11 protein-coding genes are annotated in these 13200 nt (G+C 32.9%); 6 read left to right on the forward strand and 5 right to left on the reverse strand.

All coding sequences use genetic code 11. From position 1 onward, the window contains the following. Positions 1–2: 2 nt before the first annotated feature. From alr to EMN46_RS01125, 4 genes are all read right to left on the reverse strand, one after another. The gene (gene alr / locus EMN46_RS01110) at positions 3–1160 is read right to left on the reverse strand and encodes an alanine racemase (RefSeq protein ID WP_154198825.1); all 1158 of its coding nucleotides are present in this window, start codon (positions 1158–1160) and stop codon (positions 3–5) included. Continuing rightward, the gene (locus EMN46_RS01115) at positions 1153–2289 is read right to left on the reverse strand and encodes an amidohydrolase (protein WP_154198826.1); all 1137 of its coding nucleotides are present in this window, start codon (positions 2287–2289) and stop codon (positions 1153–1155) included. Before EMN46_RS01115 ends, alr begins: the two co-directional genes overlap by 8 nt. Positions 2290–2354: 65 nt before the next feature. After that, a complete protein-coding gene (locus EMN46_RS01120) occupies positions 2355–2807 on the reverse strand; it encodes a GNAT family N-acetyltransferase (protein WP_154198827.1) in 453 nt (150 codons plus the stop codon). 105 nt (positions 2808–2912) lie between these two features. Further along, positions 2913–3866: a CorA family divalent cation transporter gene (locus tag EMN46_RS01125; RefSeq protein WP_154198828.1), complete on the reverse strand. Its 954-nt coding sequence runs from the start codon at positions 3864–3866 to the stop codon at positions 2913–2915. A 975-nt stretch (positions 3867–4841) separates the two neighbouring features. Between EMN46_RS01125 and EMN46_RS01130 the strand changes: the two genes are divergently transcribed. From EMN46_RS01130 to EMN46_RS01155, 6 genes are all read left to right on the forward strand, one after another. Then, positions 4842–5735: a DMT family transporter gene (locus EMN46_RS01130; protein ID WP_154198829.1), complete on the forward strand. Its 894-nt coding sequence runs from the start codon at positions 4842–4844 to the stop codon at positions 5733–5735. Positions 5736–6005: 270 nt separating this feature from the next. Beyond that, complete coding sequence (gene cmk / locus EMN46_RS01135) at positions 6006–6701, forward strand: (d)CMP kinase (RefSeq protein ID WP_154198830.1); 696 nt, start codon at positions 6006–6008, stop codon at positions 6699–6701. A 32-nt stretch (positions 6702–6733) separates the two neighbouring features. Continuing rightward, on the forward strand, positions 6734–7591 hold the full coding sequence (locus EMN46_RS01140) for a 4-hydroxy-3-methylbut-2-enyl diphosphate reductase (RefSeq protein WP_154198831.1): 858 nt from the start codon (positions 6734–6736) through the stop codon (positions 7589–7591). A 9-nt stretch (positions 7592–7600) separates the two neighbouring features. Further along, on the forward strand, positions 7601–8581 hold the full coding sequence (pfkA, locus tag EMN46_RS01145) for a 6-phosphofructokinase (RefSeq protein ID WP_154198832.1): 981 nt from the start codon (positions 7601–7603) through the stop codon (positions 8579–8581). Between the two features lie 119 nt (positions 8582–8700). Continuing rightward, the gene (gene priA, locus EMN46_RS01150; RefSeq protein WP_154198833.1) at positions 8701–11175 is read left to right on the forward strand and encodes a primosomal protein N'; all 2475 of its coding nucleotides are present in this window, start codon (positions 8701–8703) and stop codon (positions 11173–11175) included. Between the two features lie 83 nt (positions 11176–11258). Then, a complete protein-coding gene (locus tag EMN46_RS01155) occupies positions 11259–12155 on the forward strand; it encodes a D-hexose-6-phosphate mutarotase (RefSeq protein ID WP_154198834.1) in 897 nt (298 codons plus the stop codon). An 86-nt stretch (positions 12156–12241) separates the two neighbouring features. On the opposite strand, the gene EMN46_RS01160 is transcribed toward EMN46_RS01155, so the two are convergent. Continuing rightward, positions 12242–13159, reverse strand: a complete 918-nt coding sequence (locus EMN46_RS01160) for an NAD(P)-dependent oxidoreductase (RefSeq protein WP_154198835.1) — start codon at positions 13157–13159, stop codon at positions 12242–12244. Positions 13160–13200: the final 41 nt, after the last annotated feature.

Below are 13200 nucleotides of genomic sequence, written 5' to 3' on the forward strand. Positions count from 1 at the left end.
GTTTATATTTTTTTAATCGTAGTTCGTTTAATTAATTCAGATAAATGAGCTAACACTTCATAGTTCAGTTCATCACTTATATCGCTAAAAGCACTTACTTTTATTTCTAAACTGTCTTGTTTCCCTATTATCACAACCTCATCACCAAGTTTTACATTGGGTATATGCGTAACATCAGCAATAAGCATATTCATATTTACCACCCCAATAACACAGCAAAGATGTCCTCCTATAAGTACTCTACCTTTATTACTTAACGAGCGGCTGTAGCCTGATGAATAGCCAATTGGAATAAGAGCAGTTTTCATATCTGTTTGTGCCAAATATGAAATTCCATAACCAATAAATTGACCCGTTTTAACTTCTTTAATCGACATGATGCGACTCTCCCAACCCAAAATTCGATTCAGGGGATTAATTTTATTTTTTCGGTTATTTATATACTGAATAAAAACTTCGCTACTAGACCAAAAACCATAAAGCATAATACCTATTCTAACCATATCCATTCGTGCTTTTGGGTAAATAAATGAGGCTGCAGAATTTGCGACATGTCTAATTTTAGGACTTAAACCATTTGTTTCCATAACAGTTGACATCCTTTGGTAACTCTTTAATTGTTTTAATATTCGTGAATGATTTGATATACTTTCCGCACCTGCCAAGTGAGTACAAAATCCAACTAAATTTAGATATTGCTCATTTTCTTTAATTATCGCAATGGCCTTAATTAGATCCTCTTCGGTGAGACCAGAACGGTTCATTCCCGTTTCTGCTTCGATGTGAATATTTACTTTTTTGTTTAGTTGTTTAGCGCACTCAATTGCTAAAACTAATCGTTCTATATTAAAAATATATAATTCAATTCCTTTATCAATCGCATCAGTTATGTCCGTATCCGAAATCCACCCCATTATCATTATGGTTCTCCTTTCAGAAAGACAATTATAAACCCTAACAGCCTCATGATAACTAAAAACCGAATAATGATTTATTCCATACTTTTCAAAAAGAGGGACAATATGTTCTATACCATGTCCATAAGCATTTGCTTTAACTACGGCAGATATTATGACATTATTGCCCATTTTCTTTTTCAGAAAAGTCACGTTATTTTTTACAGATTCTTCGTTTAAAGTTACTAGAGAACTTTCAGTCATATAATTTATTCGTTTTTTTATAAATACTATAAAACATATTTATTCCACTTTCAATTATTTCATCAGGGAAATCGTATTTAGAATTGTGAAGTGGCGGTTGTGATGTGCCTGAGCCTAATCCAAATAAACATGTTTTGTATTGTTGAGAATAATACCCAAAATCTTCGGACCATTTGAATGGGTGCTCAATGGTTTCTATTTCCAAATTATTTTGTTTTGCCGACTCTTCAACATAGCCCAAACATTCATCGTCATTTACACTTGCAGGAAATTCTTCGGAATAAGAAATTCTGCAATCTAGATTTTCATCTTTCGAAATTTCATTGATTATTTTCTCGGAATGAGCAGTTAACACCTCCATATCTTCGTTTTCGAAGGAGCGCAAAGTGATTCTTATTTCGGCATAACCTGGTGATGTACCAAAAGATATTTCACCCAATTGAATATGAATGATGGTTAATAATGCCAAATCTTTAAATAGACGTTTGTTTTCTTTTAATTGATGGAGCTGGTTAATAATCTTAGAAATAGCATTTGCCGGACTGATTCCATTTTCAGGTTCGGCCGCATGAGCTATTTTACCCAAAAGCCTAATGGTCATTCCTTTTGAAGCTGCAGCAAAACTCCCGCTCTTTATAACGATACTATGTTTTTTTATACCAGGAATATTATGAAGTGCAAAAATATAATCTGGCTTCATATTTTTAAATGCAGAATCGTTCACAACGTCTAAAGCACCTTGTTCAACTTCTTCAGCTGGTTGAAATAGAAAGACTATTTTACCGTATTTGGTCGTTTCACTTGCTAATTTTTGAGCGAAACCTGCTAAAATGGCCATATGACCATCGTGACCACAAACATGCGATACATTTTTATTGATAGAAGCATAGGAAAGTGAAGATTCCTCCAATATAGGCAAAGCATCCAATTCTGCTCTAAAGACTATCGTTTTTCCAGGTTCTGTGCCTTTAAAAATAAAGGCTTTGCCTGTTTTACCCAGATTTATAATTTCATCTGGGTACAGGGACTTCATAAAGTTTTCAATTCTCTCTGAGGTTTTATATTCATCATTTGAAACTTCAGGATGTTGATGAATTTCATGCCTCAACGCAATAATTTTTGTTATCATTTAGCTACTTTTTTAGATATTAAAGTTATTAACCTATATACTTAATACTTTGAGCTAATGGGGTCTTAATTACTTGTGGGCTTTACTAAACGCATTTCAATGTACTTACTACTAAATCCTACTTTTTCATATAAAAATCTAGCCGGATTTTCAGGTTCTACATGCAATGCAACATTACCTTCCGCCAATTCAATAGCCTTTTGCATTAAGACTTTTCCTATTCCTTTACCTCTATGATCTTTATGTGTGGCAATGTAAACAAGAATGTTTTCAGGAATATAATCTTTCATTCCTGTTTGGTTAACGACTACCACACCTGATATTTCATTCTCCAAATATGACACCAAAACAAAGCCTCCAAAAGAAGGTGTTTCTTTTAATGCGTAACTAATGGCTTTTTCAATATCAGACTTTGGGTCTCCATATTCTTGTAAATTATCAAATAAAAAGCCAACTAGATTTTCTTTTTCTCTTAAATTCGGTTTGTTTGTTGTACTAAACACTTTGGTTTGAATCATAAAATTATTATACGTTAATAAATATTACTATAGTCTACCTCAATATTTTTCGAGATATCTAAGTATTTTGTTAGCTGTATTGTTTATTCTTGGTTCGGTACTATCCTAAAACCATTTCTTCCTTTTGAAATAGATTAATGGGAGGATAAAACTTAAAATTACAAACAAAATAATAGCTGGATAGCCTAAAACCCAATTTAGTTCTGGCATATATTTAAAATTCATCCCATAAATTCCAACAATTAAAGTAGGTAACGAAATACAAACTGTTATGATGGTAAGAATTTTAAAAATATTATTTTGTTCCAATTCTATCTTGCTATTGATATTTCCACTCAAATCATCTAATCTATTGAAATTATATTGTAAATAATCTGCAATTACTGTTAGGTCGTCTATTTCCTCGTTAATTTTATTGAATGAATTGTCGTTATAGTTATCGCTCTTTTTTAACAACAGAAGAATTCTTTGGAACTCTGAAAGTGATTCCCGAATTAGGAGATTATTAAATTTTAACTCTGTTATGTAATCCAGATCACTCTCACTAAACTGTTTGGATTTGAGCGTCTTTTGAAAAAGATCTTTTATTTTTTTTGAAATTAACTCAACAATATCGGCGTAATAATCTGATATGACTCCAATTTGAAAAAGAAATAATTGATGATAAGTTTCAATATTAGTATTCTTAAAATTATAAATAATTTGTGTTAATTGATTTAAATTCTCTTCTAGATCGGGTGAAAGAAATGTAAATACGATATCGTTTTTAATCAGAATATAGATATCCTTTTCTTCAAAATCATTATCAGAAGAAAAGCTTGGAATTGTAAAATTCAAAGATAGTTGGCTATATGATTCAATATAATGTGAACTTATTTCTATATCCTCTTTTTTGCTAAAGGAAGTTAAGTCAAGATCAAATTTCTTGGCAATTAGGTCCAAATCGGTATTAATGAAACCCATAAACCGAATACTAAAAATCTGATTGGGTAGATATTCAATCTCATCAATAGATTTATATTTTTTTACTTCATTATTTTTATAATAGATTTCAATCATAGTAGCTTATTTACAGTCAAGAATTGACAGTATAAATAGTTTCTAATTACAGGATATTTTTCTGTTCAAATAGGCTAAACAAATTTGGATTACAAACCCTAAATTTATTTTCACACATCACTAAGATTAAGGTTTACATTCTTTTTTAACCGCATTAAATAAGTTGTAAGATGTCTTAGAATCATTAAAATTAAATTCTTCATAATTTGATCTTCCCAATTCCTCATTCCGGGAATTACAACTTGACGAACAAGTTTTAAATAAGGTGAGTTTTTAAAAACATCTATTATTTATGAAAACATTGCCGTAATATCACGTACTACTATAAAACTAATAGCAAGAAAATTGGCAATGAAAATTTTGCAATTTATTTGAATTATTCTCTCTTCTCAAAGCTATAAGAAATTCAAAACAGAAAATTACATTTAAAAGAAGTCCTTATCTCGACAAGTGGATAAACAAAAGATTGAGTAAAGAAACTATGTATTTCTAATCAGGAATTCAAAACCATATAGGCCGATATATAAAACCTACAATGGAACGACTATAAAGAGTTCTTATGCGCATTTATTTTATTCTTACAAATCACATTATTCTACTTAAATAACCTAATGGATAACAAGATAAATCTATTTTAATGGAAATACCAATTTTTAGCAAGAAGATAAACCTTTACTGAGAATAAAAACCCAGTTACTATTTTCTGATACTCCCTTGCGAGTTTTGTAAAAATAACAACACATAGCACTTGTACCTAATTTTCTTGTATATCGACTTGCAGTCTTAAATTTACACCATCAATAATTTATTCCCTTACATAAAAAAATATAGTACCAACGATTTACAACCAATAAACCACACTATTGCAGAACCCTGATATTTTTTATCGAATCTATACGTTTTTGGTTCCTTATTTCAAGCAAATCATTCCAAGCTTTTAATTACATTTACCACTCTAAAATTCACTCATCAAAAATGAATAAAAAATCATTACTAATATACGGCAGTATTATACTTGCCATGTTGTTCTGGAGCTTCTCTTTTGTATGGACCAAAGTAGTCTATCTGGTCTACAACCCAATCACCACAGTATTCTTACGACTTCTTATTTCATCAATTCTTTTATTCGTAATTGGGAAAGGATTCAAAAAAATAGGGAGAATTAGAAAAGAAGATCGATTAAGTTTAATGGCTTTAGCATTTTTTGAACCCTTTCTGTATTTTTTAGGTGAGAGTTTTGGCTTAAAATATGTGTCATCAACCATTGGAGCCGTTATTGTCTCAACCATACCTTTATTTGCTCCTATTGCCGCCTACTATTTTCATAAAGAGCAGTTAAGCAAAATGAATATTTTAGGCATTATAATCTCAATTATTGGCGTATCTATCATTATTTTTAATAAAAGTTTCTCACTCATTGTTTCTCCTATTGGCTTAGCATGCATGTTTACGGCTGTAGCTTCGGCAGTTGGTTATTCTGTTGTTTTAAAAAAACTGACTTCAAAATATAGCCCAATTACTCTAATAACTTATCAAAATAGCTTGGGACTACTCTACTTCCTACCCCTGTTTTTAATTTTTGATTGGCAGCAGTTTATACATGCAGTTCCAACGCAAGAAGTAATCAATTCATTGATCTTATTAGCTGTGTTTGCATCAACACTAGCTTTTATACTATTTACCTATGGCTTAAGCTACTTGGGCATCACAAAAAGTAATATTTTCATTAATGCTATCCCTGTATTCACGGCAATATTCGCCTATTTTGTTATTGATGAAGTTATAACAATCCAAAAGATTGTGGGTATGCTAATCGTAATCAGTGGAATTTTCTTTTCGCAGATAAAACGGAAGGGAAAAGTAGCTTAATAAAGTCTCTCATAATAATGAAGTATTCGAAAAACAAACTGTACAATTCATTCCTGGAATTCTATACAAATTAGACTCTATTTTCGTCACTTCAATTCAAGACATCTAGCTCATTCTTAAAATAAACAAGACCAAACCCCTCATTGCAATCGTTTACAGAAAGCAACAAAGAGGCTAAGCATCAATTTTGCCTTTACATACTCGTCTTTTCAGGTATTTTCTTTATACTTTTGTTGCAGATATCACAAAATATATCGACAACAAAATACAATGAACACGACACAACGCAAACTGATTATAGCCATTGATGGGCATTCTTCTTGTGGGAAAAGCACCATGGCAAAAGATTTAGCAAAAAAGATTAATTACACTTACATCGACTCTGGAGCAATGTATCGTGTGATCACCCTTTTTGCCATGCGTCATAATTTAATAAAAGATGATAAACTTGATGAAAGCAAGCTAGCTCATCTAATTGACGGCATCAACATAACATTCTCATATAACGACGAATTAGAACGCCACGAAACCTTTATGAATGGTGAATTGGTTGAAGATGAAATAAGAAGTCTAGATGTCTCAAATAATGTGAGCTTGATAGCAACAATTAAGTTTGTTCGTGAAAAAATGGTAGCCCTTCAGCGTAAGCTTAGCGAAGCAGGTGCTGTGATTATGGATGGACGCGATATAGGAACAGTTGTATTTCCTAATGCTGATCTTAAAATTTTTATGACAGCCGATGTTGAAGTTAGAGCTGCTAGAAGATTTAAAGAGTTGAAGGAAAAAGGCGATGATGTCTCTTTAGATGCTATTCGCGAAAATGTACAGAAAAGGGATTTTATCGATGAAAATCGCGATGAAAGTCCTTTACAAAAAGCTGATGATGCCATTGTTTTAAATAATAGCTATCTAACAAAAGAAGAACAGCTAGAATGGATTGTTACTAAAATGGCAGAAATACAATAAACATTATATCTCACAATCAATTGATACGTACAATGATTATTGAAATTGACCAAAATTCAGGCTTCTGTTTCGGAGTTGTTAACGCTATTAAAAAAGCTGAAGAAGCTCTTACAGAAAATAAAACGCTTTATTGCATTGGCGATATTGTACACAATAACATTGAGGTTGATCGTCTAAAAAATCTAGGATTAAAGACCATAAACCATAATGAGTTTGAAAAACTTTCGAATACAAAAGTTTTATTCAGAGCACATGGAGAACCGCCTTTGAGCTATGAAAAAGCAAAAGAAAATAACCTTGAAATTATTGACACATCTTGTCCTGTGGTTTTAAACCTTCAAAAAAGGATAAAAAAAACCTTCCTAGAATTTAAGGGAACAGAAGGTCAAATTTTAATTTATGGCAAATTTGGTCATGCTGAAGTAAACGGTTTAGTTGGACAAACTGAAGGTGAAGCCTACGTAATAGAAAGTGTTGAAGATCTTAAAAAAGTTGATTTTGAAAAACCTGTGTCTCTATTCTCACAGACAACCAAAACCATTTCAGGATTTAAAGAAATTACTGATGTTCTAAAATTAAAATGTCAGAATGATTTAAAAATAAACGATACAATTTGCCGTCAAGTAGCGAACAGAATGCCTAATATTCGTGAGTTTGCAAAGAAATACGATGTTATCGTTTTTGTAAGTGGGAGAAAAAGCTCAAACGGTAAACTCTTGTTTGATGTATGCAAACAAGAGAATGAACAAAGTTATTTTGTTTCTCAACCCGATGAAGTTAAAATGACTTGGTTTTCTGAAGCCAAATCGATAGGTATTAGTGGAGCAACCTCTACGCCAAGTTGGCTTATGAAACAAATAGAAACAAATATTAAATCAGAAATTAAATAAATAATTAGCATGTCGAGAATAAAAAAAATAGGTGTACTTACATCTGGAGGAGATGCGCCAGGAATGAACGCAGCTATCCGTGCCGTTGTAAGAACAGCCATTTACAACAAATTAGAAGTTGTAGGTGTAAAACAAGGTTACGAAGGTTTAATTCATGGTGATTTCCAAAATATGGAATCTCATGATGTAAGTAATATTATCCAAAGAGGAGGAACAATTCTTTGTTCTGCAAGAAGTGAAGAATTTAGAGGTGCTGAAGGAAGAAAAAAAGCCCACGACCAAATGGTTGCTGCCAAAATTGATGCTCTTATTGTAATTGGTGGAGATGGTACATTCTCTGGAGCTCGTATTTTTACTCAAGAGTACGATATTCCTGTAGTAGGGATTCCTGGAACCATTGACAACGATCTATACGGAACAGATTACACGATTGGTTATGATACCGCTTTAAATACTGTTATTGAAGCTGTAGATAAAATTCGTGACACAGCAAGTGCACACAACCGTTTATTCTTTATTGAAGTAATGGGCCGTGATGCTGGATTTTTAGCATTAAGAAGTGGTATTGCTGCGGGTGCTGAAGCGATTCTTATTCCTGAACGTCAAACCCATTTAAAAGATCTTGAGAGATATTTAGCAAAAGGATACACGGCTCATAAAACCTCGGGTATTGTTATTGTTGCCGAAGGTGACAAATCTGGTGGAGCTTACACTATTGCAAGCGAAATTGGGAAGAAACATCCTGAATATGATATTAGAGTATCAGTATTAGGACACATGCAACGTGGTGGTTCACCATCAGCATTTGACCGTGTAACAGCGAGTACTTTAGGTGTAGCTGCTGTTGATGCTTTACTTGACGACCAAAAAAGTATTATGGTTGGAATAGTTAACGGAGAAGTTTCTCAGGTATCTTTCAACAAAACCATTAAGAATAGAAAGAAGGTAAAAGAATCATTGCTTACAATCAACGATATTCTATCTATCTAATTGATATTTAAATTCTGCAAAAGGCCACTGCGTTCACCATTCATTTTTTTTGAAAAAATTCCCCCTCAAATCTTGAGATATTCATCACAAGACATAACTTTGAGAAAAATGAATAAATTATGAACGCAGGATCCCTTTTTGCAGATCTAATTTTACCTCTTCCATTAGCAGGCTTATTCACCTATTCAATTCCATGGGAATTGCAAGATGAAGTTGCCATTGGAAAAAGAGTCGTTGTTTCTTTCGGAAGCAAAAAGATTTACTCGGGCATTGTAAAAAATATTCACAAGAATTCTCCCAAGGATTACGAAGTGAAAGATATTATTGTCTGTTTAGATGAATTTCCTATTATTAACAGTTTTCAATTCCTATTCTGGGATTGGATTTCAGAATACTATCAGAGCAGTCTTGGAGATGTTTACAAGGCAGCTGTTCCTGCAGGTTTAAAACTTGAAAGCCAAACTAAAATTTCATATCGCGAAGATTTTGTAGCTAGCAAGCAACTCTCAAAAACTGAAGAAATTATTCTTGATGTTTTAAAGAAATCGAAAGATGTCAGCATACAAACCCTTAATCAGGCAAGTGGTTTAAAAAATGTACTCCCTCAAGTGAAGAAACTTCTTGAGAAAAATGCCATTGAAATTGAAGAAAGAGTTATAAGTTCCTACAAGGAAAAGCAAATTAAATATGTTCGTCTCCAAAAATCTATAACTGAGGATCAAATTGGAGAGATTCTCAATAAACTTAAGCGAGCTAAGAAACAACAGGAACTTCTTTTTGCCTATTTGAATCTTTCAAAACAAGGCATTGCTGAAACTCCAGAAAAAGTTAATTCAGCACAATTATTATTAAGCTGTAATTTAAGTACCTCAATACTAAAAGCCTTAGTAGATAAAAACATTCTAGAAATCTATTATGAAACAGCAGATCGATTAGATTTCTCTGATGCTGAGATAACACCTTTAAAAGAACTAAACGAACATCAAGATCAAGCAATAAAAGAAATACGAGAAAGCTTTAAGTCTAAAAATACGACTTTACTTCATGGCGTAACCTCAAGTGGAAAAACAGAGATATACATACACCTTATTCAAGAACAAATTAAGCTGGGAAAACAAGTTCTTTATCTGTTACCAGAGATTGCTTTAACAACTCAGATTATAAGCAGATTAAAACGTGTATTTGGCAATAAAGTAGGTGTTTATCATTCTAAGTTTAACAATGCAGAACGTGTCGAGGTTTACAACAATATCCAACAAGACAATACAGATAAATCTTATCAAGTCATTTTAGGCGTACGTTCATCAATTTTCCTTCCTTTTAGTAATTTAGGCTTAATTATTATTGATGAAGAACACGAAAATACTTACAAACAATTCGACCCTGCTCCTCGTTATCACGCCCGCGATGCAGCCATATTCTTAGCCCATTTACACCAGGCTAAAACTCTTTTGGGAACAGCAACTCCAGCGATAGAAACCTATGCAAACTGTAAGCAGAACAAATATGCTTTAGTTGAATTAACGCATCGTTTTCAGGATATGAAAATGCCCGAAATTGAGCTTGCTAATTTGAAAGAAGCCAAGCGTAAAAAAAGAATGAAATCAATTTTCACGCCTGAGTTATTTGATGGAATAACACAGACACTTGAAAATAAAGAACAGGTGATTCTTTTTCAGAACAGACGAGGCTACGCACCTTTTTTAGAATGTAAATCATGCGGATGGGTTCCTCATTGCGAAAACTGTTCAGTAAGCTTAACTTATCATCAGTATAATAATCAACTAACCTGCCATTATTGTGGGCATAGCGAACAAGTTCCTCAAAGCTGTAAACAATGTGGATCGACCGATATGGTTGATAAAGGCTTTGGTACTGAAAAAATTGAGGATGAATTACGAGCTTTTTTCCCTCAAGCTCGAATAGCTCGAATGGATTTGGACACCACTCGTAGCAAAACAGCATACGAAAAACTCATTTATAAATTCGAAAATCAAGAACTAGATATTTTAGTAGGAACACAAATGGTATCGAAGGGCTTAGATTTCGATCACGTTTCTTTGGTAGGTATTTTAAATGCCGACTCGATACTCAATTTTCCAGATTTTAGAGCTCACGAGCGTAGTTATCAGCTCATGGCTCAAGTTGCAGGTCGTGCAGGACGTAAAAACAAACAAGGAAAGGTTATCATTCAAACTCACGAGCCAGAACATCCTATTATTCAAGCCGTTTTAAGAAATGATTATTTAAGTATGTACCAAACACAAATGACAGAAAGGGAAGAGTTTATCTATCCTCCTTTTTATCGTTTAATCAACATCACACTTAAACACAAAAACAACGGTTTATTGACTCAAGCTGCAAACACATTAGCTAGATCGTTAAGAAAGACCTTTGGTATTCGTATTTTTGGTCCTCAAGCTCCAGTTATCAATCGAATTCAGAACTATTTCATTGTGAATATTCTATTGAAAATTGAAAAGAAAAGCTCGCCAGCCAGAGCCAAGTGGATTCTTAATCGCGAGGCTAATAACCTAAAAGCTATTGATCGATTTAAAATGGTATTGGTTCAATTTGATGTAGATCCAATGTAAATTCTTAATCAATACATAAAACTAACTTAGCACCTCTATATGAGGTTGAAACAAGACATTATTGGCAATAAAATTTAATTAATATGTTATTAGACGAACTAAACAATACTTACGGCATAGATAATCAACTTACTTTTTCGAAAGAAAAACATATGATTATTGCGAATATTGAATCAGAATATGCAAGTGCAAAGCTCTCACTATATGGAGCCCAAGTTTTAAGCTTTACACCTAAAGAAGAACGCAATTTAATTTTTCTAAGCAAAGAAGCCTTCTATCAAAACGGGAAAGCAATAAGAGGTGGTATTCCTATTTGCTGGCCATGGTTTGGTGCTCATCCAGAGAATAAAGACTTACCATCACATGGCTTTGCCAGATTATCAAATTGGGAGGTCATTCAAACCTCATCAAGTAAAGGTGAAATACAGATTAAATTACAACTAAAAAACTCAAAAGCCACAGAAGTTCTTTGGCCTTATAAATTTGAAACACAAGTAAGCCTGACGATTGGTAAAAGCCTAAAAATAAAGCTGACTACCGTTAATAAGGATGATAAAGCGTTTACAATAACAGGTGCACTTCACTCATACTTGAATATAAGTGATAGTGAAAAAGTGAAAGTTGAAGGATTAGAAAACATACAATATCGAGATGATGTTCTTCATGTTAAAAGCCTCCAAAAAGAATCTCTACTTTCTATAAAAGGGCAAGTCGATCGTCAATATTTCGACACTTCCAAAACATGTATTGTTCACGATCCTGATTATAAGCGTAAAATTCAAATTGATAAAGAAGGAAGTCAAATAACTGTAATTTGGAATCCAGGTGATGAACTTGCTGCTAAGATGACGGATTTAGGAAATAAAGAATATCAAAACATGTTGTGTGTTGAAGCAGCCAACAATATGAATGATGCTATCACTATTAAACCCAATGAAAGCCATTCTTTGGCTACACAAATAAGCATGATATTAGACTAAACATCCTAGATATACTAATTTTTATTTCATAAAAAAGAGCCATACTTCAGTGAAGCATGGCTCTTTTTACATATATCTTAATACAGTTACATACTAGATAACTGCAAGTGTGTTTTAAAGTTCTTAAGCTCTTCGTCAAAACTAAGTTCTGGACTTGTGTACAGAGCTAATAAGTCGTCATCAGTCTTTGCTACCTGACTTGGTAACTCCAAATGATTATTGGTGAATACCATTTCCATATCTGGATTTAATGTCTTCAACGAATCAATCAAATCTAATACAGATTTCTTCTCATCAACTAGATTATAAATACCACCTGCCAAATCATTATCTAATAAGTTCGACAGAATCTCGCTTACTTTATGAAGAGATATAAAAGACTGCTCTTGCTTCCCATTACCCTGTACAGAGATACGACCCACAAATTGTGAATCGAACATATAACTATTCAATAAACCATCCATATTTAGACTTGCTCCATATCCATAAACCTCTCCAAGTCGCAGAATATAAGTTTTAATTTTAGTTCCTAGTCTCTCTATATGTTGCTCACCTCTTCGTTTCGAACTACCAAAAGACGTATTAGGTTCTACAATCGATTTTGAATTATTCTCCTCCTTAGCCTGACCATAAACAGCAATTGAACTCAAATAAATAACTTGTTTTACATTACTTTCTTCAATAGCATAAGTTAGCTCTGCAGTTCCCCAATTATTAATCTGCTCGTGTAAATGATGTAATTTTTCATCATTCGTATTCTCTGCAGCTAAATGATAAACCACATCAACATCCTTAAGTACTTTATCTAAACTTATAGAATCAAGCAATTCAGCCTTAACAAACTTAATTTTGCCTGGCTTTATCTGAGAATGTAAAAATAAATTGTAATTTCCTCTACTAAGGTTATCCAAAACAATAATTTCTTTAACCTTTGGATTTTTATCTAATGTGACACAAAGTTCTGTACCAATATATCCTGCACCACCTGTAATTAATACTTTCATAAGATTACAATTTTATATTATTGCGATCCCGATAGGCATCG

The organism is Ancylomarina sp. 16SWW S1-10-2 (genome assembly GCF_009669305.1).
GTDB lineage: Bacteria > Bacteroidota > Bacteroidia > Bacteroidales > Marinifilaceae > Ancylomarina.

Coding starts and splice junctions, on each gene's coding strand:
- alr (WP_154198825.1), bottom strand. CDS start 1,160: ATGACTGAAAGTTCTCTAGTAACTTTAAACGAAGAATCTGTAAAAAAT.
- EMN46_RS01115 (WP_154198826.1), bottom strand. CDS start 2,289: ATGATAACAAAAATTATTGCGTTGAGGCATGAAATTCATCAACATCCT.
- EMN46_RS01120 (WP_154198827.1), bottom strand. CDS start 2,807: ATGATTCAAACCAAAGTGTTTAGTACAACAAACAAACCGAATTTAAGA.
- EMN46_RS01125 (WP_154198828.1), bottom strand. CDS start 3,866: ATGATTGAAATCTATTATAAAAATAATGAAGTAAAAAAATATAAATCT.
- EMN46_RS01130 (WP_154198829.1), top strand. CDS start 4,842: ATGAATAAAAAATCATTACTAATATACGGCAGTATTATACTTGCCATG.
- cmk (WP_154198830.1), top strand. CDS start 6,006: ATGAACACGACACAACGCAAACTGATTATAGCCATTGATGGGCATTCT.
- EMN46_RS01140 (WP_154198831.1), top strand. CDS start 6,734: ATGATTATTGAAATTGACCAAAATTCAGGCTTCTGTTTCGGAGTTGTT.
- pfkA (WP_154198832.1), top strand. CDS start 7,601: ATGTCGAGAATAAAAAAAATAGGTGTACTTACATCTGGAGGAGATGCG.
- priA (WP_154198833.1), top strand. CDS start 8,701: ATGAACGCAGGATCCCTTTTTGCAGATCTAATTTTACCTCTTCCATTA.
- EMN46_RS01155 (WP_154198834.1), top strand. CDS start 11,259: ATGTTATTAGACGAACTAAACAATACTTACGGCATAGATAATCAACTT.
- EMN46_RS01160 (WP_154198835.1), bottom strand. CDS start 13,159: ATGAAAGTATTAATTACAGGTGGTGCAGGATATATTGGTACAGAACTT.